Here is a 23712-nt window from a genome sequence, read left to right as displayed (position 1 = left end):
AAAAGAGGCACAAACGCCCGATATTAGCCGGGAAATGTGGCGCCGGACCGGAATCGCCGGGGTTTTTACTTCATTTTACCAGCAGCCTCATTCGGCCAGACGCCAGGTGTGGCGGCCGGCCGCCTTGGCGTTGTACAGGGCGATGTCGGCGCGCTTGTACACTTGTTCATGGCTGTCGCCGGGGCGGTAGATGGCGGCGCCCACGCTGGCGCTGATGGTGATCACGGCCTCGCCGTGCGGCAGCGGCGTGGCCATGCTATCGAGGATGCGGGCGCACACCGGCGCCAAGGTGTCGGCGTCGGTGGCCTGGGCCAGCAGCACGGCAAACTCGTCGCCACCCAGCCGGAACGGGCGATCGGCCTCGCGGATGGCGGTGCGCAGGCGGTCGGCGCTGGCGATCAGCACGGCGTCGCCGGCGTCGTGGCCGAAGGTGTCATTGACCGGCTTGAAGCGGTCGAGATCGATCAGCAGCAGCGTGAAAGCCGGGCCGCCGCGCTCGGCCTGCGCGGTCAGATGGCGCAGCTGGTCGTTGAACAGGCGGCGGTTGGCCAGGCCGGTCAGCGGGTCGCCGTAGGCCAGCGTTTCGAGCTGGGCCTGGGTGGCGCGCAGTTCGGCGGTGCGGGCCTGCACCATGGCTTCCAGTTCGCGCTGGCGCCGACGCAGGTAGGCGGTGCGCGCCTGCAGCAGCCCAAAGCACAGCAGCAGCGCCAGCACCGCCAGCGCCACCCGTGTCAGCGGCTGCTGATGCCAGGCCGGCAGCACCCGCACCGGCACTTGCAACGGCGCGCTCCAGTCGCCATTGCGGTTGGAGCCGCGCAGTTGCAGCAGATAGTCGCCCGGCGGCAGGTTGTTGTAGCTGGCGCGACGCAGCCCGGCCTCGCTGTTGACCCAGCCTGAATCGAAGCCCTTCAGCTGGTAGGCATAGTGATTGCGCTCCGGCGCCGTGTAGTCGAGCGCGGCGAATTCGACCGAGAAGCCGCGCTCGCGCGCTGCGGTGCTGACCGTGATCGGCGGCGCCTTGGCGCCCAGGCCGGTGTTGTAGATGCCGCTCGGGATGTCCTGGTCGTTCAGCAGGATGCGCGTGACCACCACCGGTGGCTGGTACTGCCAGGCGTTCTGCCATTGCGGGCGGACCACGCTGACGCCGGACAGGCCGCCAAACAGCAGCTCGCCATCGGCGCCGATGGTGCCGGAATTGGTCCAGTAGGTCTGTATGTGCACGCCCTCGGCGCCGCCGAAGCTGCGCACCGCCAACGTGCGCGGGTCGATGCGGGCCAGGCCGTTGTCGGTGCTGGCCCAGATCATGCCGTCGCGGTCCTGCAGCAGCTTGTTGGCGCCGCTGTCGGGCAAGCCCTGCTGCATGCCGAGCCGGCGGAAGCGGCGTCGGCCGTCGGCATCGGTGCGTTCCAGTACGACCAGGCCGGTGCCGAAGTTCGAGATCCACAGCCGGCCCTGGCCATCGATCAGTAGCGACGACACATAACCGGGCGGCAGCCGGTCCGGCGCCGCCAGCTCGCTGGGGATGACTTCCACCGCGTCCGGTCCCAGCCGCGCCAGGCCGTTGCGGGTGCCGACCCAGACCTCGTCGCCGGCCGGCAGGATGGCGCTGACGCGGCTGTCGCCCAGGCTTTTACTTTCATGCCGCAGCACGCGCGGCTGGCCGCCGGGCGGCAGGTCCAGCGCCCACACGCCGTCCAGGCCGCCCAGCCACAGCGTGCGGCCGACCATGGTTAACACCCACACTTCTTCCTCATCGCGCCGTTGCGGCAGCCGCACGCGGCGGGTGTGGCTGCCATCGGCCGAGGTGACGAACAGACCGCGCTGGGTGCCGATGTAGACTTCGCCGTCCGGGCCGGGCGCGAGCGCCAGTACCCGGCCCTGCGGCAGGCTGGCGCCGGCCGCCACCCGGCCGATGTAGCCACGGTAAGGATCGATGATGTCGATGCCGTTGCTGAGCGTACCCAGCCACAACTTGCCGTCCGGCGCCTGCATCATGGCCGGCACACTGAGCACGCCGCTGCGCTCGGCCTCGGCGTGGCGGATGGTCGCGACCATCCGCGGCTGCGGGTTGTGCTGGCTGGTGCCGGTCATGTGTGACACATAGATCACGCCGCTGCGTTCGCGGTACATGGCCATGATGTCGTTGTCGAACAGACTGTCCGGGCTGTCGGAGCGGTGACGGATGCGGTGGGTGACATTGTTCTGCACGTCCAAGACCACGATGCCGCCGTTGGCGCCACTGGTGCCGAACCAGATCTCGCCCGGCGCCGCTTCGATCATCGACCATATCCACTCATGCTGCAGCGTCGATACCGGCCCGCTCTCGATCAGCGGAGTGGCGCCGGCGCCATCGGCCGCGAGCAGGAAGACGCCGCTGGTGCGGGTGCCGATCCACAGCCGTTGCGCGCTATCGCGCAACAGCTGTACCACCGCCAGACCGGTCTTGCCGCCCAGCGCGACCTGACGCGCCGGTTGGCCCTGGCGCAGCTGGAACAGGCCGCTGCGGGTGCCGGCCCATAGCGTGCCGTCGGCATCGCGCAGCAGGGTGTCGATGCCGGTGTCGCGCAGCGCGGCCGCGCCCCAGTCGTCACCCAGACGGTTGAACTTGCCGTCGGCGGCCAGGTGGTCGAGTCCGGCGCCGTTGGCGATCCACAGGCCGCCCTGGCCATCGTCGGTGATGGCCGACACGCGCGGGTCGCGCAGGCCGTTGTAGCGCACGAAGCGGTCGCGCGCCGCGTCGTAACGCACCAGTCCGCCGGAATTCATGCCAGCCCACAACCGACCATTGCTATCGATATGCAAGCTTGTGAGGTAGCTGTCGGGCAGGGCGTCGTCGCGCGCGGCGTCGGCCACGTATTTGACGTAGCGGTTGCCATCCCAGCGCACCAGGCCAGCCTGGGTGCCGATCCACACAAAGCCTTGCGCATCCTGGGCGAAGCACATGCCGCTGCTGAGGTCCAGCTGCGGCAGGTGGCGGAAGCTGGTGTGGGCCAGGCCGGCCCAGCGCGGGGCGCTGCCGGCGCTGGCCGGGCCATGGACCAGCAGGTTCAGCAAGTTCAACAGCAGACACAGCGCGGCGGCGGCGCGCAACAGGCGCGTCAGTCGGGGCAGTGAAGGAACGTTGCTGTATGGCATGAGGACACTATACCTGAGGCTTCATGCAAAAAATGTGGGTTTTTTGCTACTGCGCGGATGACCTTTGGCAGAGATAGGCGAAACGCGTGCGGGCGGTTATAATCGGCGCGCTGCCGCAAGGTGGCACACGCTAGGGGTCCTGCTGCACGCAAGTGGCGCGGGTGAGAAATACCCTCCGAACCTGATCTGGATAATGCCAGCGAAGGGAAGCCAAGGATATCGCCGCCGCCATCCATGTTGTCTGTGCGCGCGCGTCGCCGTCCTACCTCCTTTGCTGGCTCCTGCCTAACAAAGGAGCCAAATGAACGCCAATCCGAAATTCGTGTCCGCCACCGCTACGGTGGATGAGGCCGCAATCAAGCCTTTACCCAATTCCCGCAAGATTTACATCGAAGGCAGCCGTGCCGACCTGCGCGTGCCGATGCGCGAAATCAGCCAGGCCGATACGCCGGCTTCGTTCGGTTTTGAAGCCAATCCGCCGGTGTATGTGTATGACACTTCCGGCCCGTACACCGATCCGCTGGCGCAGATCGACATCCGTTCCGGCCTGGCCGAAACGCCGCGCCTGCCGTGGATACTGGAGCGCGACGATACCGAGGAGCTGGACGGCCCGACCTCGGAGTATGGCCAGGCGCGACTGGCCGATGCGGCGCTGGCCGAGCTGCGCTTCAACTTGCATCGCCTGCCACGCCGCGCGCGCGAAGGCCGCAATGTCACGCAGATGCATTACGCGCGCCAGGGCATCATCACGCCGGAGATGGAGTTTGTCGCCATTCGTGAAAACCTGCGCCGCAAGGAATACATCGAGAGCCTGAAAACCTCAGGCCCGACCGGCCAGCGGCTGGCCGAGATGATGGGGCGCCAGCATCCAGGCCAGGCATATGGCGCGGCGATTCCGCCTGAGATCACGCCGGAATTCGTGCGCGACGAGATTGCGCGCGGCCGCGCCATCATCCCCGCCAACATCAACCACCCGGAAGTGGAGCCGATGATTATCGGCCGTAATTTCCTGGTCAAGATCAACGCCAACATCGGCAATTCGGCGGTGACCTCGTCGATCGGCGAGGAGGTGGAAAAGATGACCTGGGCGATCCGCTGGGGTGGCGATACGGTGATGGATCTGTCGACCGGCAAGCATATTCATGAAACCCGCGAATGGATCATCCGTAACAGCCCGGTGCCGATCGGCACGGTGCCGATTTATCAGGCGCTGGAAAAGGTCAACGGCAAGGCCGAAGACCTGACTTGGGAGATTTTCCGCGACACGCTGATCGAACAGGCGGAGCAGGGCGTCGATTACTTCACTATTCACGCCGGCGTGTTGCTGCGCTATGTGCCGCTGACGGCCAAGCGCATGACTGGCATCGTGTCGCGCGGCGGTTCGATTCTGGCCAAGTGGTGCCTGGCGCATCACAAGGAGAACTTCCTGTACACGCACTTTGAAGAAATCTGTCAGATCATGAAGGCGTATGACGTGTCGTTCTCGCTGGGCGACGGCCTTCGTCCCGGCTCGATTTACGACGCCAACGACGAGGCCCAACTGGGCGAGCTGAAAACGCTGGGCGAGCTGACCCAGATCGCCTGGAAGCACGATGTGCAGGTGATGATCGAAGGTCCGGGCCACGTGCCGATGCAGCTGATTAAAGAGAATATGGATCTGCAGCTGGAGCAGTGCCACGAGGCGCCGTTTTACACGCTGGGGCCTTTGACCACCGATATCGCGCCCGGCTACGACCACATCACCTCCGGCATCGGCGCGGCGCAGATAGGCTGGTACGGCACGGCGATGCTGTGCTATGTGACGCCGAAGGAGCATCTGGGCCTGCCCGACAAGAACGACGTCAAGGACGGCATCATCACCTACAAGATCGCGGCCCATGCGGCGGATCTGGCCAAGGGCCATCCGGGCGCGCAGATCCGCGACAACGCGCTGTCCAAAGCGCGCTTTGAATTCCGCTGGGACGACCAGTTCAATCTCGGCCTCGATCCGGACAAGGCGCGCGAGTTCCACGACGAGACCTTGCCCAAAGATTCGGCCAAAGTCGCGCATTTCTGTTCGATGTGTGGTCCGCATTTCTGTTCGATGAAGATCACGCAGGAAGTGCGCGCCTATGCGGAGAACGGCATGCAGGTGAAGGCGGTGGAGTTCATCAAGAGCGGCGCCGAGCTGTATAGCAAGGCCTGAATCATGATCGAGATTGAATTGAACGGCGCGCCGCACCGCGTGCCGGCGCGGCAATCGCTGGATCAGCTGATTGCCGCGCTGGAGTTGAGCGGGCAGGCGCTGGCGCTGGCGGTCAACCGTCAGGTGGTGCCGCGCCAGCAGTGGCCCGAACGGCTGCTTCAGGCGCGGGACAAAGTAGATATCGTGCGCGCCATCGGCGGCGGCTAATTGGAGAATGAGATGAGTGATGTATTGACTATCGCGGGCAAGGAATACAAATCGCGGCTGCTGGTGGGCAGCGGCAAGTACAAGGATTTGCAGCAGACGCGCGAGGCGACCGACGCCGCCGAGGCGGAGATTATTACGGTGGCGATCCGCCGCGTGAACATCGGCCAGGACCCGAAGGCGCCGTCGTTGCTGGATGTGCTGCCGCCGTCGCAGTACACGATTTTGCCGAATACCGCCGGCTGCTATACGGCCAAGGATGCGGTGTACACGTTGCAGATGGCGCGCGAGCTGCTGAATGGTCACAAGCTGGTGAAGCTGGAGGTGTTGGGGGATGAGCGGACGCTGTTCCCCAATATGCCGGAAACGCTGGTGGCGGCGCGCGAGCTGGTGAAGGATGGTTTCGATGTGATGGTGTATTGCAGCGATGATCCTATCCAGGCGCGCATGCTGGAGGATATCGGTTGCGTGGCGGTGATGCCGCTGGCGTCGCTGATCGGTTCTGGCATGGGGATTTTGAATCCGTGGAATCTGTCGCTGATTATTGAGCAGGCCAAAGTGCCGGTGCTGGTGGATGCCGGCGTGGGCACGGCGTCGGATGCGGCGATTGCGATGGAACTGGGTTGCGATGGGGTGTTGATGAATACCGCCATCGCGGGCGCGCAAGATCCGGTGCGGATGGCGCGGGCGATGAGGCTGGGCGTGCAGGCGGGGCGCGAGGCTTATCTGGCGGGGCGGATTGCGCGCAAGTTCGCGGCGTCGCCGTCGTCGCCGATGGCGGGGCGGTTGGCATGACGTCGTCCCGGCCATGCGTGTTGGTGTTTGCCGGGCTGGATCCGTCCGGTGGGGCGGGGCTGACGGCGGATGCGCAGGCGGTGGCCGGGCAGGGCGCGCACGCGCTCACTGTCTGCACGGCGCTGACGGTGCAGGATAACGATCGTGTGCACGGCGTGCAGCCGGTGGATGCGGCGATGCTGCTGTTGCAAGCGGCGGCGCTGACGCAGAAGATCGCGGTCAGCGCGGTCAAGATCGGCATTACCGGCAGTGCGGCCAATGCGCGGGCGATCGCGGAGGTGATCGTGCGTTTGCGCGAGCAGCAGCCGGAGCTGCCGGTGGTGCTGGACCCGGTGCTGGCCAGCGGCCATGGCGATCTGCTGTCGCGTGATGATGCGGTGCAGGCTTTGGCGCCGTTGCTGCCGCTGGCGACGGTGCTGACGCCCAACGGCGTGGAGGCCAGGATGATGACCGATGCGACCCAAGCGCACGCGCAAGCCGCCGCGTTGCACGCAAGCGGCTGTCAGCACGTGCTGATCACCGGTGGCCACGACGACGGCGATGAGGTGGTCAACCGCTGGTACGCGCCCGCCGCGACCGCGACCGCGACCGCCGCCCCGGCCTCCCCAGCCACGGCCGCCGCGCTGGGCACGGACGCGGGCACGGTCGGGCGGGCCTGCGTCGGCGGTGGTGGCGCGGCGCTGGTCCGCGAATGGCGCTGGGCGCGGTTGGCGGGCGAATTTCATGGCAGCGGGTGCACGCTGGCGGCGGCGATTGCAGGCCAGCTCGCGCTCGGCCTGCCGCTCACCGACGCGCTGGACGCCGCCCAACGCTACACCTGGCACGCGCTGCGCGACGCCTACGCCATCGCCCCCGGCCAACGCATCCCATCGCGCTAATCACTTACAGGAAAACCATCATGCAAGGACTCTACCTCGTCACCCCCAACTGGGATGACACCGACCATCTGCTGGTCATTACCGAGCAGGCGCTCGCCGCCGGCCCGATCGCGCTGCTGCAATACCGCCACAAAGAAGCCGGCCCGCAGCAGCGCCACGAACAAGCCGCCGCACTGCAAACCCTGTGCCGCCGCCACAACGTCCCCTTCATCATCAACGACTTCGTCGACCTGTGCGTCCAGCTGGACGCCGACGGCATCCACCTCGGCGGCACCGACGACGAAGTAGCAGAGGTCCGTGCAAAACTCGGCAAAGACAAAATCATCGGCGCCTCCTGCTATGGCGACCTGCCGCGCGCGCTGCACGCCCAGGACGCCGGCGCCAGCTATGTCGCCTTCGGCGGCTTTTACCCATCGCGAGTGAAGAAGTACGCCGTCACCACTCCACCCGCCATCCTCGACCAGGCCAACGAGGTGATCCGCGTCCCAACCGTGGTCATCGGCGGCATGACGCCCGCCAACGCCGCCCCGCTCATCCAGCGCGGCGCCCACATGGTGGCCGCCATCAGCAGCGTCTATCAGGCTGAAAGTGTGGCGAACGCCGTAAGAGAATTTCAATCGCTTTTCGTAAAGCAATAAAACGCTTGGAGTGTGGACGGTTTTCGGCTTTATAATGGGGCGGTTAGCAATAGCCCAAGGTTGCCGCCCTATGCCTTTATCCAACATCAACCCCAAGCGTCTGATCCTCATCGTCGACGACGATCCATTGCTGCTCGATTTCCTCGGTGAAGTACTGGGTCACGCCGGTTACGACATCGCCAAGGCTTCATCGGCGGAACAAGCCCTGCAAGCCATCGCCCAGCGCGAACCCGACCTGGCCCTGCTGGACATCCACATGCCCGGCATGAACGGCCTGGAACTGGCCAAGCAACTGCACGCCACCAGCTCGGTGCCGTTCATGTTCCTGTCCGGCCGCGGCGACGCCGACGCCGGCAAGCAGGCCGCCTCGTATGGCGCGGTCGGCTTCCTGGTCAAGCCGGTCGATGAAAAGCACCTGATGCCCGCGTTCGCCGCCGGCCTGGCGCGCGCCGACGAAATCCGTCAGCTGCGCCGCACCGAGCTGAACCTGAACGCCGCACTGGCCGCCGGCCGCGAAACCAGCTTGGCCGTGGGCTTGTTGATGTGTAAATTCCAAACCGACCGCAATACCGCCTTCGAGGTGCTGCGCGACCATGCGCGCTCCAACCGCCGCAAGGTCAATGAGGTGGCGGACCAGCTGCTGGCGGCCGAGGAAACCCTCAATAGCTTGCATTCTGCATTCAACAACCGTCTGAAAAAGTAAACGGCAAGGGCAATTTTTCTTGCCCTGCGTCATTTTTGTTATACACTATCGCCTGAGCAGCGGATAATTCATCCGCCTGCCTCGATTGCGGCCGGGCCACACCCAGCGCCCGCCGCCTCAATCAGCGCCTGTTCCCTGCGCTACCTCTTATTCTTGTCGGCCCAACTCCGCCGCGCTTATTCAGCTTTTCAAGCGGAGACCGTCATGACCAATGATTTCCCCACGAGCACCTATCGCCCATTTACCGATGAGAGCGGCGGTGCCATCGGCTTTTCCATCTTCGCGGCCGCGCCGCGCGTGCTGCACATCGACAGCGACCACGACTCGGCGCTGGTGCTGGCGGCGTTGCTGGTGCCGGAAACCCAGGTGACCCATGTGCCGTCGATCGCGGCGGCGCAGGAACTGCTGCAATCCGAGAAATTCGCTCTGATCGTGATGGATCCGGACCTGCCGGACGGCGACGGCGTCGACCTGCTGCCGGACTTGAATATGCATCAGCAGGGCGCACGCGTGCTGATGTATTCGGCGCGCCATCCGGAGCAGCACCACGCCGGCAACGCCTTCCTGCCCAAGCCGTGGACCTCGCCGCGCCAGCTGTGGCGCACCGTATCCGACCTGCTGGGCATCGGTCCTGCGATGCCGGTTGAACCCCAATAATCGGATTATTGATAATAAATACAGAGTGACGTCCGTGGGAGCTTGTTGAGCGGCTGGCTGGGTGATAGTCTGCCGGATCACTCAATCAGGACTCTCCAAGATGACGTCACCTATCAAACTCGCCATCGTCGGCGTGGGCAAAATCGTTTACGACCAACATTTGCCAGCGATCACCGGCCAGGCGGCCGACTACGCGCTGGTCGCGACGGCCAGCCGCAACAACACCATCGACAACGTCCCCAGCTTCCCGACCATCGAAGCGATGCTGGAAGCGCGTCCCGACATCGAAGCGGTATCGCTGTGCATGCCGCCACAGTACCGCTACGCCGCCGCGCGCAAGGCGCTGGCCGCCGGCAAGCATGTGTTCCTGGAAAAACCGCCGGGCGCCACGCTGTCGGAAGTAGCCGACCTGGAAGCTTTCGCCGCCGAAAAAGGCGTGACCCTGTTCGCCAGCTGGCACTCGCGCTATGCGCCGGGTGTGCAGCCGGCCAAGGCGTACCTGGCCGCCAACAAGCCGACCGCCATGCACGTGATCTGGAAAGAAGACGTGCGCCAGTGGCACCCGAACCAGGACTGGATCTGGCAAGCGGGTGGTCTGGGCGTGTTCGATCCGGGCATTAACGCGCTGTCCATCGTCACCGAAATCCTGCCTTCGGCCGTGTTCCTGACCAAGGCCTCGCTGGAATTCCCTGAAAACCGCGACGCGCCGATCGCCGCCGACCTGCACTTCCAGGATGCCGATGGCGTCAAGGTGCACGCCGAGTTCGACTGGCGCCAGACCGGCAAGCAAAGCTGGGACATCATCGTCACTACCGCCCAGGGCGAAGTGCGCCTGGCCGATGGCGGCGCGCGCCTGTGGATCAACGGCGCCGAGCAGGCGCTGGAGAAGGAAGCCGAGTACCCGTCGCTGTACCAGCGCTTCTCGTCGCTGATCCGCGCCGGCAAGTCGGACGTCGATGTTTCGCCGCTGCGCCACGTGGCCGATGGCTTCATGCTGGGCCAGCGTAAAGTGGTGGACGCCTTCCACGACTGATGCGCTATCATGGTGCTCCACCACGAAAGGAGCATCATGAAAACCAAAGCAGCCGTTGCATGGCAAGCGGGCCAGCCCCTGACGATCGAAGAAGTCGAACTGGGTGGCCCGCGCGAGGGCGAGGTGCTGGTCGAGATCAAGGCCACCGGCATCTGTCACACGGATTACTACACCCTGTCCGGCGCCGATCCGGAAGGGATCTTCCCGGCCATTCTGGGCCACGAGGGCGCGGGCGTGGTGGTGGACGTTGGTCCCGGCGTCAAATCTCTGAAGAAAGACGATCACGTCATTCCGCTGTACACGCCGGAATGCCGCCAATGCAAATTCTGTTTGTCGCGCAAAACCAATCTGTGTCAGGCGATCCGCTCCACTCAAGGGCGCGGCTTGATGCCGGATGCCACCAGCCGTTTCTCCATCGACGGCAAGCCGGTGTTTCATTACATGGGCACTTCCACCTTCTCCAATTACATCGTGGTGCCGGAAATCGCGCTGGCCAAGATCCGTGAGGATGCGCCGTTCGACAAGGTTTGCTACATCGGTTGCGGCGTCACGACTGGCGTGGGCGCGGTGCTGTTCACCGCCAAAGTTGAGGCGGGCGCCAATGTGGTGGTGTTCGGCTTGGGCGGCATCGGTCTGAATGTGATCCAGGCGGCCAAGATGGTGGGCGCGGACAAGATCATTGGCGTTGACATCAACCCGGCGCGCGAAGAGATGGCGCGCAAGTTCGGCATGACCCATTTCATCAACCCGAGCCAGGTGGAGAATGTGGTTGACCATATTATCCAGCTGACCGATGGCGGCGCTGATTACAGCTTCGAGTGCGTCGGCAATACCACGCTGATGCGGCAGGCGCTGGAGTGCTGCCACAAGGGTTGGGGCAAGTCGATCATCATCGGCGTGGCGGCGGCCGGGCAGGAGATTTCCACGCGTCCGTTCCAGCTGGTGACGGGGCGCGAGTGGAAGGGCTCGGCGTTTGGTGGCGCCCGTGGCCGCACCGATGTGCCGAAGATCGTCGACTGGTATATGGAAGGCAAGCTGAATATCGACGATCTGATTACTCACCATTTGAAGCTGGAAGACATCAACCAAGGCTTCGACCTGATGAAGTCCGGCGAGTCGATCCGCTCGGTGGTGGTCTACTAAGCCACCGGGATGGATGTAGAAAAAAATTTCTAGACATCGCAATCTAGATAATTTATTCTACATCCATCGACTTGGAGGGCGGCATGGTTACTCTTCTCAATTTCACGGTGGGCAGCGGCGATGAATAGCATGCTGCCAGCCATGGTGTCCGCCGTAGGCTGGGCACTGTTGCACTTTATCTGGCAGGGACTGCTGATTGGCTGGGGCGTCACGCTCGCCATGCACCTGCTGCGCAAGGCGCGTCCGCAGACGCGTTACGCCGTTGCCTGCGGCGGCATGCTGCTGTGCGCGGCGCTGCCGCTGTCCAGCATCATCGTGCAATTGGCCGATCTGCGTGTGGCAGCCGACGTCGGCGGCAGCGTGCAGACCGTGGCGGTTTCCGGCGCCAGCGACAGCACTGCCGGCGTCTTCAACGACAGCGTACTGGACGGCTTCAAAGACCTGCTGCGCCGGCAACTGCCGTGGGTGGTCGGCCTGTGGCTGGCGGGCGCGGCGCTGATGGCCTTGCGGCTGGCGCTGGGCCTCAAGTGGGTGGCAGAGCGTACCCGCGCCGATCAATATACAAGCAATCCCTACTGGCAGCGCCGCCTGTCGACGCTGGCCTGCCGCTTCGGCATCGAGTTCCATGTGCGGCTGGGCGTGGCCGAGCAGCTCGACAGCCCGATCACCGCCGGCTGCTGGAAGCCGATCGTGCTGGTGCCGGCGGCGCTGATCACCGGCATGCCGGCCGATCTGCTGGAAGCGCTGCTGGCGCACGAGCTGGCGCACGTCAAACGACATGACTACCTGGTCAACCTCATACAAAGCGCGATCGAGGTCGTGCTGTTCTATCACCCTAGTGTTTGGGCTATATCGCGCAGGATACGGATCGAGCGGGAACAAATCGCCGACGACCTGGCCGTGGGTATGCTCGGCCAGCCGCACAAGCTGGCGCAAGCCCTGTCGCAACTGGATCAATTTCAGTTCGACACCACACAACTAGCCCACGCGGCTCACGGAGGAAATCTCATGTCTCGTATCAAACGCCTGCTGCGTCCTGATGTAGAACCGGTCAGCTGGAAAATCGCCATGCCGCTGGCCGGCTTGCTGGCGGCTGGCGCCGTCTTCTATGCTCATGCCGCACCACAGCCACCGGAACCGCCCGCACCGCCAGCGATTCCAGCGCTGGCCGATCCTGTCGCACCACCGGCGCCGCCTGCCATCCCGGCCGCGCCGGCGGACGCCGCGCCGGCCGTGGACGCTGTCGAAGCGCCGCCGGTGCCGGATCTGGTGGCGCCGGTACCGCCGGTACCGCCCGTTGCTCCAGTTGCTCCGGTTGCCCCGGTAGAGCCAGCCGCACCAGCCGCACCAGCTGCCTTGGCCGCTCCTGCTGCCGCCCCCGAGCCTGCTGCCGCGCCATCGCCGGCCCCGGCGCCGCATCCGGTCAGCAGCGAAGTGCGCGCCGCCCTGGCGAAAGAAAATGCCAAACGTCCGAGCCAGTTCGACGGCACCCGCAGCGGCTACGCCATCGTCCGCGCCAACCGCGACAGCATGATGGTATCCGCCACCAGCAAGGACATCAAACAAGTGGCCCAGCTGCGTGACAGCGTCAAAGGCGACTTCCTATGGTTCCGCGACGGCGACAAAACCTACGTGCTGCGCGACGCCTCGGCACTGGCCCGCATCGACGACGCGTGGGTAGGCGTTAGCCGCCTGGACGCGCAGATGGACGAACAGGGCAAGAAACTCGACGCCCAAGGCAAGATCCTGGACGCCACCGCCTCCCAGATCGGCAAGGAAGCGGGCGAGTTCAGCAAGCAAGCCAACCAGGAAGCAGAAGTACACCGCCGCAAGATAGAGCAACTGGCTCAAACCCAGGAAAGCCTGGCCCGCCGCATTGAGGAAGCCGCCAGCCGCGAACTGGGTGCCGACAGCAGCCCGGAGAAAATCCGCGCCTTCCACGAAAAGCAGGCCAGCCTGCAGCGCCAGATGGAACCGCTGCGCCAGCAAATGGCTGAGCAACAACGCCAACTGTCCGCCAAAATGGAAAAACTGCGCGCCCAAAACCACCCGCTGGATGAGCTGAACAAACGCATCGCCGAAGCCGCCCGTCCGATGGGCGAGCTGAGCGCGCAAATGGCCAAGCTCAACATGCAGCATATCGACGCCGTACGCAACGCCGAGCGCACCATCCGCGCCATCATGAACGAAAGCCTGAAAAACGGCAGCGCCGTTCCCGCGCCATCCGCTTAAAAAAACCGGGGTCAATCCTCCCAAAGCTACACGGGCTCTACCGTAGCGTTCCGCTAAGGTAGAGCCCGTGTAGCTTTGGGAGGATTGGCCCCGGGTGCCGGTATAATCACGGGATGCAAAATCTTCTTCACAACCTCAACGAGGAACAGCTCGCCGCTGTGACCTTGCCGGCGCAAAGCGCGCTGATTCTGGCCGGTGCCGGCTCCGGTAAAACCCGCGTTCTGACGACCCGTATCGCCTGGCTGATTCAGACCGGCCAAGTGTCGCCTTCCGGCATCCTGGCGGTGACCTTCACCAATAAGGCCGCCAAGGAGATGCTGACCCGCTTGTCCGCGATGTTGCCGATTAATACGCGTGGCATGTGGATCGGTACTTTCCACGGCCTGTGCAACCGTTTGCTGCGCACCCATCATCGCGATGCCGCGCTGCCGCAGACGTTCCAGATTCTGGATACGCAGGATCAGCTGTCGGCCATCAAGCGCCTGCTGAAGGCGCAGAACGTCGATGACGAGAAGTTCCCGCCCAAGGATGTGATGTACTTCATCAACGGCGCCAAGGACCAGGGGCTGCGTGCGCACGATATCGAGCCGTACAACGCGGATGAGCGCAAGAAGGTCGAGCTGTACCAGCTGTACGACGATCAGTGCCAGCGCGAAGGCGTGGTCGACTTCGCCGAACTGCTGCTGCGCACCTATGAGCTGCTGAGTCGCAACCAGCCGCTGCGCGAGCATTATCAGCAGCGCTTCCAGCACATTCTGGTCGACGAGTTCCAGGATACCAATGATCTGCAGTACAAATGGCTGAAGCTGCTCTCCGGTCATGGCGGCCAGCAGGGCGGCGTGCTGTTCGCGGTTGGTGACGATGACCAGTCGATTTACGCCTTCCGTGGTGCCAATGTGGGCAATATGAGCGCCTTCGAGCGCGAGTTCAACGTCAAGAATCTGATCAAGCTGGAGCAGAATTACCGCTCGCACGGTCACATCCTGGACGCCGCCAACGTGCTGATCGCCAATAACAGCAAGCGTCTGGGCAAGAATCTGCGCACCGACGCCGGCCACGGCGAGCAGCTGCGCGTCTACGAAGCCAATTCGGACCTGTCCGAAGCGTCGTGGATTATCGAGGAAACCAAGAATCTGATCCACGATGGCGCCTCGCGCAGCGAGATCGCGGTGCTGTACCGCTCCAATGCACAGTCGCGCGTGATCGAGCATGCGCTGTTCTCGGCCGGCATTCCGTACCATGTGTATGGCGGCCTGCGCTACTTCCAGCGCGCCGAGGTCAAGCATGCGATCGCCTATCTGCAACTGATGGACAATCCGCACAACGATTCGGCCTTCCTGCGCGTGGTGAATTTCCCTGCGCGCGGCATTGGTGTGCGCTCGATCGAGACGCTGCAGGCGGCGGCCGATCAGTATCGGGTGTCGCTGTACGCGGCCGTGCCGTATGTCACCGGCAAGGCTGGCACTTCGCTGGCCGGCTTCGTCAAGCTGATCGAGGGCACCCGTTTCGAGACGCAGCAGATGGCGTTGCCGGAACTGGTGCGCATCGTGCTGGAGCAATCGACGCTGCTGTCGCACTATGCCACTGAAAAAGAAGGCGCCGACCGCATCGAAAACTTGGAGCAGATGGTCAGCGCCGCCACCCAATTCCTGTCGGAAGAGGGCTATGGCCAGGGCGCGCCGGCGCATCTGGGACCGCAGGCGCAGGCGTCGTCCGGCACCGCCGTGGTCAATGAGGATGGCTTTGAGATCCTGGATGCCGATGCGCCGCTGGCGACGGTGATGTCGCCGCTGTCGGCCTTCCTGTCGCATGCTTCGCTGGAGGCGGGCGACAATCAGGCCACCATCGGCCAGGAGGCGGTGCAGATGATGACGGTGCACTCGGCCAAGGGGCTGGAGTTCAACAATGTCTTCATCACCGGTCTGGAAGAGGGCTTGTTCCCGCACGAGAGCAGCTCGCGCGAGCATGATGGGGTGGAAGAGGAGCGTCGCCTGATGTATGTGGCGATTACGCGCGCGCGCCAGCGTCTGTACCTGAGCTTTGCGCAGACTCGCATGCTGCATGGTCAGACTCGCTACAACATGAAGTCACGCTTCTTTGAGGAGTTGCCGGAAGATGCGCTGAAGTGGCTGACGCCGAAGGTGCAGCAGAGCTGGTTCGGCGGCCGCAAGTCGGCCTGGGACGAGGCGCCGCTGGTGGGTTCGGATAATGCGATTGCGCAGAAGTTCGCCGCCAAGGCGATCTCCACCGGGGGTGGTTGGCGGATCGGGGAATCGGTGGCCCACGCCAAGTTTGGCGAGGGCGTGATTGTGAATATCGAAGGCAGCGGCAATAATGCCCGCGCTCAGATCAACTTCGGCGCCGCCGGCATGAAGGTGCTGGACCTCAGCATCGCCAAGCTGGACCGGATCTGACGTCGTCCCGGCGAAAGCCGGGATCCATGCTGAGCAAGCGTTCCATGGGTCCCGGCTTTCGCCGGGACGACGGCATTATGGTTTATTCAGGTTGAGCGCCTCCGGCGATGCCGGGGGCGTGCCGAAGATCTGGCGGTAGCTGGCGTACAGCGTGCAGTGCACCAGCATCATCATCATCAACACAATGCCGAACAGCAGCGCCACCGCCACGCTCGGCAGGCCGAGCAGCAGCAACGGCACCAAGGTCAGCACCTGGCACAACAGATACAGCATCACCGCCGCCGTGATGAAGGCTTTGAATTCGCGTCCCACCGTCACCACGCTGAAGAACAGCGCTTTACCCACCGCCATCTTCTGCCAGTAGATCAGCGGTGCCGCCAGGCACAGCAGCATCCAGCCGATCAGATACACCAGCGACGACACCAGCAGCGGCAGGCGCAGATTTTCCAGCATGTCGCGGTCCAGGCGCACCACCTGGTCGGAGGAGGCCAACTGCGCGAAGATGTCATCGCCCATCAGGCGCAGCACCACCAGCGTGGCCACCGTCAACGCCACGTACAGACCGCCCAGTTGCAGCAGCGGTCGCCGCATCGGTTTCTTGAAGCCGATCGCGACCAGGAAGGGCAGCGCGCGCTTGCCCTGGTCGACGTCAGCACAGGCTTGCAGCAGGGCGACGCTGAACAGCGGCGCCAGCAGCGATGGCAGCAAGCCGCCCACGATCGGCAGCACGGCCGCGATCATCGACAGGAACATGCAGCTGAACAGCAGCGCCATCAGCGCGCCGGGCTGCTTGCGGAATACGTCCAGTCCCTGTTTGACCCAGAGCCAGCCGGTGCGTGCGGGCAGCTTATCCATCAGAACAGTCCTGGCGCCGGCGTGGCGATGCGTTCGCGCAGAATGCGCTCGAAGTGGGCCGGATCGTGCGGCGTCAGCATCTCGGCTTCGCGCGGACGGTAGAAGTCATACAGGCGCGACAGCCAGAAGCGTAGCGCGCCGGCGCGCAGCATGGTCTGCCAGGCGTGCTGTTCGGCTGCGGTGAACGGCCGCACGGCGTGGTAGGCGTCCAGCATGGCGCGCACCCGCACTTCATCCAGCACACCGGTGTCGAGATCGATGCACCAGTCGTTGACGGTGACGGCGACGTCGAACAGCCAGGTGTCGCAGCCGGCGAAGTAGAAGTCGAAGAAGCCGGTCAGGCGTTCGCCGTCGAACATCACGTTGTTGCGGAACAGGTCGGCGTGGACCGGGCCGACTTGCAGCTGCTTGTAATGATCGCAGGCGGCAAACGTTTCCTGATAGTGCACTTCGGCTTTCAGCAACTGTGCCTTGTCTTCCGGGATGTACGGCAGTACCAGCGGCGTGGTCTCATGCCACCATTCCAGACCGCGCAGATTCGGCTGCCGCAGCGGGTAATCGCGGCCAGCCAGGTGCATATTGGCCAGCATGGCGCCAACGGCGTCGCAGTGCACCGCTTGCGGCTCCATCTGCGAGCTGCCTTCCAGCTTGCTGACGATGGAGGCCGGCTTGCCGTGCAGCGCGGTAATCAGTTCGCCCTGGTGGTTGGCGACCGGCGCCGGCACCAGCACGCCGCGATCGGCCAGATGGCGCATCAGGTTGAGGTAGAACGGCAGCTGTTCGAACGACAGGTTCTCGAAGATGGTGAGTACATACTCACCACGCTCGGTCGTCAGAAAGAAGTTGCTGTTTTCAATGCCGGAGCTAATGCCTTTGAGCTCAAGCGCTTTGCCGAGCGGGAATTGGGTGATCCACTGGGTGACATCGTCCAGCGATACCGGAGTAAAGACTGCCATGTGAGAATGAATGAGTTCGATGAGTCCGCCGACGCGTGCCGACGGGCAGGGGTGTTATTTGACCGTGGGCGGCGGCGGCACGTTGGCGTCCGGTGCTGCTTCCTCTTCCGGGGTTTTCTTTTTCTTCTTGCCGAGGTCGAATTCCAGCACGGTCCACATCGGGCCGCGCTGGTTACCGCTGGTCATGTCGCCGGGCAGCGAGGCGCCCACCGGATGATTCGGCTTCACGGTGTAAGTGCTGGGACCGCTTTTGACGGTGGCTTCGACCACATTGCCGTTGTTGTCGCGGCGTTCGGTGATTTTGTTCTCGGATTGTTGCTTGGAGCTGATGGTGACGCCATCGTCCGCCACTTCCTCGATTTTTTCCAGTTTTGGCGGAGCCTGGCTCGGCGTCGACTGGGCCAGCGCCGTGTGGGCGCTGAGGGTCAGGACGAGGGTAGGCCAGAGGAGAGAAGAGCGCTTCATGATGGGTCGCCTTAGCAGTGTAAAAGCCGCAGAATTTTTATGTATGGTCCATTGTAACAAACAGACACGCATCGCTGTGCTTTCCCATTGGATAGAGGCGTGTCATTGCCATTATGGAAACGTGGCAAGGCAGGCGGAGCCGGGCCAAAACCTGCGATAATGCGCTATTCGCGCCCGTGGCAAAGTTGCCATTGTTGTTGGCGCCCCTCATCTCCATATTCAGTACCCTATGCAAAATACCCTGTTGTTAGTAGACGGCTCCAGCTATCTTTACCGCGCTTTCCACGCGCTGCCCGACCTGCGCAGCCCGGATGGCCATCCGACCGGCGCCATGCACGGCATGGTCAATATGCTGCGCCGCCTGCGCGCGGATTTCCCGGCCGCCTACATCGCCTGTGTGTTCGACGCCAAGGGCAAGACCTTCCGCGATGATATGTACCCGGAATATAAGGCCACCCGCGCTTCGATGCCGGACGACCTGCGCCTGCAGATCGAGCCGATTCACGAGGCGGTCAAGGCCATGGGTTGGCCGATTCTGATGGTGGAGGGCGTGGAGGCGGATGACGTGATCGGCACGCTGTCGGTTGACGCCGCCAAGGCCGGCATGAATGTGGTGGTGTCCACCGGCGACAAGGATCTGGCGCAGCTGGTCAACAACCAGGTCATGCTGATCAACACCATGACCAACGAGAAAATGGACGAGGCTGGCGTGCTGGCCAAGTTCGGCGTGCCGCCTAACCGCATCATCGATTACCTGACCTTGATCGGCGACACCGTCGACAACGTGCCGGGCGTGAACAAGTGCGGTCCGAAGACGGCGCTCAAATGGCTGACCGCGTATGACTCGCTGGATGGCGTCATCGCCAACGCCGACAAGATTAGCGGCGCCGTCGGCCAGAACCTGCGCGATGCGCTGGAATGGCTGCCCAAGGGCCGTGAGCTGATTACCGTGAAACTGGATTGCGATCTGAGTGCTCACATGGTGTCGATCAACGAATCGCTGACCGCGCGCGACGAGGACAAGGAAGCGTTGCTGGCCTTCTTCGGCAAGTACGGCTTCAAGACGCTGCTGCGCGAGCTGGGCTCGGCTAACGCTGCGGGCGCTGCGCCCGCCACGGCCAAGGCCGCCGCCGAGGTGCCGGCCGGCGGCGTCGTGTCCGCCACCGGCGACCTGTTTGCCGAACCGGTCGCCACCAATTACGAAACCGTGTTCACCGATGAGCAGCTGGACCAGTGGATCGCGCGCATCAACGCCGCCGAGCTGACCGCCGTCGACACCGAAACCACCTCGCTGGAGCCGATGACGGCACAGCTGGTTGGCATCTCGCTGTCGGTCAAGGCTGGCGAGGCGTGCTATATCCCGGTGGCGCACGCCTACCAGGGCGTGCCGCAGCAGCTGGAGCGCGAGCATGTGCTGGCCAAGCTGAAGCCTTGGCTGGAAGACGCGACCAAGCTGAAAGTCGGCCAGAACCTCAAGTACGACAGCCACATCTTCGCCAACCATGGCGTGTCGCTGCAAGGCATCCATCACGATACGCTGCTGGAATCGTATGTGTTTGAATCGCACCGCACGCACGATATGGACAGCCTGGCGCTGCGCCACTTGAACCACACCACGATTCCCTTCGTGGACGTGTGCGGCAAGGGCGCCAGCATGATTACCTTCGACCAGGTCGCGATCGACCGTGCCACCGCTTATGCGGCGGAAGACGCGGATATCACGCTGCGCTTGCACCAGGCCATGATCGGTGAAGTCGAGCCGGATGAAAAGCTGAACTACATCTACCGTCACATCGAACTGCCGACCTCGGTGGTGCTGCAAAAGATCGAGCGCAACGGCGTGCAGATCGATGCCGGCCTGCTGGAGCAGCAATCGTCCGAACTGGCCAAGCGCATTGTCGAGCTGGAAGCCAAGGCGCATGAACTGGCCGAACAGCCGTTCAACCTGGGCTCGCCCAAGCAGATCGGCGAAATCTTCTTCGAGAAGCTGAAGCTGCCGGTGGTGAAGAAAACCCCAAGCGGCGCGCCATCCACCGACGAGGAAGTGCTGCAAAAGCTGGCCGAGGATTATCCGCTGCCGAAAGTGCTGCTGGAATACCGCAGCCTGTCCAAGCTGAAATCGACTTATACCGACAAGCTGCCGAAAGGGATCAACGCCACCACCGGCCGCGTGCACACCAACTACGCGCAGGCGGTGGCGGTGACGGGCCGTCTGGCGTCCAACGATCCTAACTTGCAGAACATTCCGGTGCGTACCGCCGAGGGCCGCCGCATCCGCGAAGCGTTTGTGGCGCCGGCCGGTTCGCACATTGTGTCGGCCGACTATTCGCAGATCGAGCTGCGCATCATGGCGCACATCTCGGAAGATGCCGCCATGCTGCGCGCGTTTGCCGACGGCGTCGACATTCACCGCGCCACCGCGTCCGAGATTTTCGGCGTGGCGCCGGAGGCGGTTGAGAGCGAGCAGCGCCGCTACGCCAAGGTCATCAACTTCGGCCTGATCTACGGCATGAGCGCGTTTGGCCTGGCCAGCAATCTGGGCATCGAACGCGGCGCGGCGCAGAGCTATATCGAGCGCTACTTCGCGCGCTTTGCCGGCGTCAAACAGTATATGGACGACACCCGCCTGCAAGCCAAGGCGCGCGGCTATGTCGAGACGGTGTTCGGCCGCCGCCTGTGGCTGCCCGAGATCAATTCGCCGAACGGTCCGCGTCGCCAGGGCGCCGAACGCGCGGCGATCAACGCGCCGATGCAGGGCACGGCGGCCGACCTGATCAAGCTGGCCATGGTGGCGGTGCAGGGTTGGCTGGAGGCGGAAAAGTTGGGTACGCGCATGATCATGCAGGTGCACGACGAGCTGGTGCTGGAAGTTCCGGACGCCGAGCTGGAGCTGGTCAAGCAAAAGCTGCCGGAACTGATGGCCGGCGTGGCGCAACTGAAAGTGCCGCTGCTGGCGGAAGTTGGCGTCGGCAAGAATTGGGAAGAGGCGCATTGAGCGTCTCGGCAGACTAAGGAGGATGTGCATGGATGATTTGATACGGGATGCAGAGAGTTTGCTGGGTAAGACCGGCGTATCGGAAGGCGTGGACCGCCGCGACTTCCTGAAGGCGGCAATCGGCACCGGCTTTGCCGCCGCCGCGCTGCCGGTGGCGGCGCAGACCGTCATCAAGACCGACACCGCCGGCCTGACCGCCGGCGTCATCCAGATCAACGTCAACGGCCAGAATGTGCCGGTGTACCGCGCTCAGCCGGAAGGCAAGACCAATCTGCCGGTGATATTGGTGATTTCCGAAATCTTCGGCTTGCACGAGCACATTGCCGACGTCGCGCGCCGCTTCGCCAAACAGGGCTACCTGGCGCTGGCGCCGGACCTGTTCATCCGCCAGGGCGACCCGACCAGGGTGACCTCGATTGCCGAGCTGCAGAAAGGCATCATCGCCAACACGCCGGACGCGCAAGTGTTCACCGACCTCGACGCGGTGGTGGCCTGGGCCAAGGCCAACGGCGGCAACGCCGACAAGATCGCCATCACCGGCTTCTGCTGGGGCGGCCGCATCACCTGGCTGTACGCCGCGCACAATCCATCGATCAAGGCCGGCGTGGCCTGGTATGGCCGGCTGATGGGGGACAGCACCCCCAACTTTCCCAGGCACCCAATCGATGTTGCTGGCACTCTGACCGTTCCGGTGCTGGGCCTGTATGGCGGCAAGGACACCGGCATCTCGCAGGAATCGATCGAAGTCATGAAAGCGGCGCTGGCCAAGGGGCCGAACAAGTCGACTTTTGTCATCTATCCAAACTCCGGCCATGCCTTCCACGCCGACTATCGTGCCAGCTACGTCGAGGCCGATGCCAAGGATGGCTGGGGCCGTACTCTGGCGTGGTTCCGCCAAAACGGCGTGCTCTGAGGGGTTTTTCAGCAAAAAAGCGGGCCGGACGGTAAAATAGCGCCCCGGCCTGCGCAGCGGCGTGCACGGCTCCAGGTACCAGAGGCTATAACATCGATCCCGTACTCATCTCCATCCTATTGGCGACCACACTGGCTGGCGTAGTGAGCATCACTGCGGCGGCCGTGTTCTCGTTTACGCTGCTGTCCAAAGTGGTCGAGCGCATGGTCAGCCTGTCGGTTGGCATCATGCTGTCGACCTCGCTGCTGCACGCGCTGCCGGAAGCGTTTGAATCGCAGGCCAGTCCGCACAGCCTGTTCGCCACGCTGCTGGGCGGGCTGTTGGCGTTCTTCCTGCTTGAGAAACTGGCCATCTTGCGACATTCGCATCATCACGAGCATGATGGCCACCACCATCATCATGGCCACGACAAGATGGAGGCGGGCAAGGCTGGCTGGATGATCCTGGTGGGCGATGGCATGCACAATTTCACCGATGGCATCCTGATCGCGGCCGCCTTCCTGGCCAATCCCGAGCTGGGGCTGGTGACCGGGCTGGCCATCATCGCCCACGAAATTCCGCAGGAAATCGGCGACTTCATCGTGCTGCTGAACGCCGGCTTCTCGCGCACCCGCGCTTACGTGTACAACCTGCTGTGTAGCTTGCTGGCGATCGCCGGTGGTTTGCTGGGTTATTACACGCTGGACCGCGCCAGCAGTTTGATTCCGTATGTGCTGGTGTTTGCGTCGTCCGGCTTCATCTACATCGCCGTCAGCGATTTGATGCCGCAGATGCAGCGCCGCGCCACCTTGCGCGAATCGATCCCGCAAGTACTGCTGATCGCCGCCGGCGTCGCCATCGTCGTGTTCCTGGTCGGCCACCACCACTAAGCCTGCGCCGCCTCAACTTGCCGTCAACCGCGCGCGGAGTATGATGGCAAGATGAACTCCCGCCTGCAAAAACAAGCCGCCGCCCTGGCGGCCCTTTCGCCTGAAGACCGAGCCCGTCTTGAACGGCTGGCCGCGCTGGCGAAGCTGAGTCCCGAAGACCTCTGGCCGGAAGTCTGGCAATACGGTTTTGATGACGTCGAAGACAGCATTGATGCGGATCTTGAGGCAGAGGAATACTTCAAGGAAAATCCCGGCATTGACAATGCTGAGGTGATGGCGGAAGCCCGCGCATTGGTTGCCACTTATGGCAAACCAAAACGCAAAACAGGGTAGCCTGCCAGTTCGCTGGTCGCCCCGTGCGCGAGTTGGATACTCGAACTCGCTTAGCTATATCGCTGCACAGGACCGACATGCAGCGGATCTTGTTACTGGTCGTGTGGCCAGTGCGCTGGCTCTTATCCAAATTCAGCCAGACATAGGAACGCTGGTAAAACGCGGGTTAAGGCGATTCCCTATCCCGAAAACCGGCCATGTCATCGACTATCGCGTCACTAAAGTCGAGATCCGGATTATCCGCTGGGCACGGCAAACGAGAATGTTGCCGCCAGCAAGGCCATAGCGCACACTAGCTGCCGCGTTGGC

At 63.5% G+C, this 23712-nt stretch carries 20 protein-coding genes and 1 riboswitch; of the genes, 16 read left to right on the top strand and 4 right to left on the bottom strand.

What is annotated here, in order from left to right:
* Positions 1–87: 87 nt before the first annotated feature.
* Positions 88–3135, bottom strand: coding sequence for a ligand-binding sensor domain-containing diguanylate cyclase (locus tag GJ699_RS17345; RefSeq protein ID WP_154378465.1), 3048 nt, complete (start codon positions 3133–3135; stop codon positions 88–90).
* 122 nt (positions 3136–3257) lie between these two features.
* Positions 3258–3360: riboswitch (TPP riboswitch) on the top strand.
* 76 nt (positions 3361–3436) lie between these two features.
* On the opposite strand from GJ699_RS17345, the gene thiC reads away from it, so the two are divergent.
* The 11 genes from thiC (at position 3437) to GJ699_RS17290 (ending at position 16017) form a co-directional block, all read left to right on the top strand.
* The gene (gene thiC, locus GJ699_RS17340; protein WP_154378463.1) at positions 3437–5320 is read left to right on the top strand and encodes a phosphomethylpyrimidine synthase ThiC; all 1884 of its coding nucleotides are present in this window, start codon (positions 3437–3439) and stop codon (positions 5318–5320) included.
* Positions 5321–5323: 3 nt separating this feature from the next.
* Positions 5324–5527: a sulfur carrier protein ThiS gene (thiS, locus tag GJ699_RS17335; protein WP_154378461.1), complete on the top strand. Its 204-nt coding sequence runs from the start codon at positions 5324–5326 to the stop codon at positions 5525–5527.
* Positions 5528–5539: 12 nt separating this feature from the next.
* The gene (locus GJ699_RS17330; protein WP_154378459.1) at positions 5540–6319 is read left to right on the top strand and encodes a thiazole synthase; all 780 of its coding nucleotides are present in this window, start codon (positions 5540–5542) and stop codon (positions 6317–6319) included.
* Complete coding sequence (thiD, locus tag GJ699_RS17325) at positions 6316–7197, top strand: bifunctional hydroxymethylpyrimidine kinase/phosphomethylpyrimidine kinase (protein WP_154378457.1); 882 nt, start codon at positions 6316–6318, stop codon at positions 7195–7197. Before GJ699_RS17330 ends, thiD begins: the two co-directional genes overlap by 4 nt.
* 20 nt (positions 7198–7217) lie before the next feature.
* Positions 7218–7835, top strand: a complete 618-nt coding sequence (thiE, locus tag GJ699_RS17320; RefSeq protein WP_154378455.1) for a thiamine phosphate synthase — start codon at positions 7218–7220, stop codon at positions 7833–7835.
* A 70-nt stretch (positions 7836–7905) separates the two neighbouring features.
* Positions 7906–8538, top strand: coding sequence for an ANTAR domain-containing response regulator (locus GJ699_RS17315; RefSeq protein WP_154378453.1), 633 nt, complete (start codon positions 7906–7908; stop codon positions 8536–8538).
* A gap of 204 nt (positions 8539–8742) precedes the next feature.
* Positions 8743–9195 (top strand): response regulator, encoded by a 453-nt coding sequence (locus tag GJ699_RS17310; RefSeq protein WP_154378451.1) that lies wholly within the window; start codon positions 8743–8745, stop codon positions 9193–9195.
* Positions 9196–9295: 100 nt separating this feature from the next.
* Positions 9296–10228 carry a Gfo/Idh/MocA family protein gene (locus tag GJ699_RS17305; RefSeq protein ID WP_154378449.1) on the top strand — a complete coding sequence of 311 codons (933 nt, stop codon included), beginning with the start codon at positions 9296–9298 and terminating at the stop codon, positions 10226–10228.
* Positions 10229–10264: 36 nt separating this feature from the next.
* Complete coding sequence (locus GJ699_RS17300; protein ID WP_154378447.1) at positions 10265–11371, top strand: S-(hydroxymethyl)glutathione dehydrogenase/class III alcohol dehydrogenase; 1107 nt, start codon at positions 10265–10267, stop codon at positions 11369–11371.
* A gap of 120 nt (positions 11372–11491) precedes the next feature.
* A complete protein-coding gene (locus tag GJ699_RS17295; protein ID WP_154378445.1) occupies positions 11492–13603 on the top strand; it encodes a M56 family metallopeptidase in 2112 nt (703 codons plus the stop codon).
* Positions 13604–13716: 113 nt separating this feature from the next.
* Positions 13717–16017: a UvrD-helicase domain-containing protein gene (locus GJ699_RS17290; RefSeq protein WP_154378442.1), complete on the top strand. Its 2301-nt coding sequence runs from the start codon at positions 13717–13719 to the stop codon at positions 16015–16017.
* Positions 16018–16092: 75 nt separating this feature from the next.
* Here the strand turns inward: GJ699_RS17290 and GJ699_RS17285 are convergent, their stop codons facing one another.
* The 3 genes from GJ699_RS17285 to GJ699_RS17275 are packed head-to-tail and all read right to left on the bottom strand — an operon-like array spanning position 16093 to position 18293.
* Positions 16093–16872, bottom strand: a complete 780-nt coding sequence (locus GJ699_RS17285; protein WP_154378440.1) for a BPSS1780 family membrane protein — start codon at positions 16870–16872, stop codon at positions 16093–16095.
* Positions 16872–17828 (bottom strand): homoserine kinase, encoded by a 957-nt coding sequence (locus tag GJ699_RS17280; RefSeq protein ID WP_154378438.1) that lies wholly within the window; start codon positions 17826–17828, stop codon positions 16872–16874. Before GJ699_RS17280 ends, GJ699_RS17285 begins: the two co-directional genes overlap by 1 nt.
* A 54-nt stretch (positions 17829–17882) precedes the next feature.
* Positions 17883–18293: a hypothetical protein gene (locus tag GJ699_RS17275; RefSeq protein WP_154378436.1), complete on the bottom strand. Its 411-nt coding sequence runs from the start codon at positions 18291–18293 to the stop codon at positions 17883–17885.
* Between the two features lie 229 nt (positions 18294–18522).
* On the opposite strand from GJ699_RS17275, the gene polA reads away from it, so the two are divergent.
* The 5 genes from polA (at position 18523) to GJ699_RS35325 (ending at position 23689) form a co-directional block, all read left to right on the top strand.
* The gene (gene polA, locus GJ699_RS17270) at positions 18523–21288 is read left to right on the top strand and encodes a DNA polymerase I (RefSeq protein ID WP_154378434.1); all 2766 of its coding nucleotides are present in this window, start codon (positions 18523–18525) and stop codon (positions 21286–21288) included.
* Between the two features lie 28 nt (positions 21289–21316).
* Entirely contained in the window at positions 21317–22201 is an 885-nt protein-coding gene (locus GJ699_RS17265; protein WP_154378432.1) for a dienelactone hydrolase family protein, read from the top strand.
* Between the two features lie 164 nt (positions 22202–22365).
* Entirely contained in the window at positions 22366–23070 is a 705-nt protein-coding gene (locus tag GJ699_RS17260) for a ZIP family metal transporter (protein WP_371867589.1), read from the top strand.
* A gap of 51 nt (positions 23071–23121) precedes the next feature.
* Entirely contained in the window at positions 23122–23403 is a 282-nt protein-coding gene (locus GJ699_RS17255; RefSeq protein ID WP_154378428.1) for a hypothetical protein, read from the top strand.
* Complete coding sequence (locus GJ699_RS35325; protein ID WP_154378426.1) at positions 23375–23689, top strand: type II toxin-antitoxin system RelE/ParE family toxin; 315 nt, start codon at positions 23375–23377, stop codon at positions 23687–23689. Before GJ699_RS17255 ends, GJ699_RS35325 begins: the two co-directional genes overlap by 29 nt.
* Positions 23690–23712: the final 23 nt, after the last annotated feature.

The sequence above is a fragment of the Duganella guangzhouensis genome (genome assembly GCF_009674535.1).
In the GTDB taxonomy this organism is placed as follows: Bacteria; Pseudomonadota; Gammaproteobacteria; order Burkholderiales; family Burkholderiaceae_D; genus Rugamonas; species Rugamonas guangzhouensis.
Note: the sequence above shows the minus strand (reverse complement) of the source record. Positions and strands in the feature narration are given on the sequence as shown.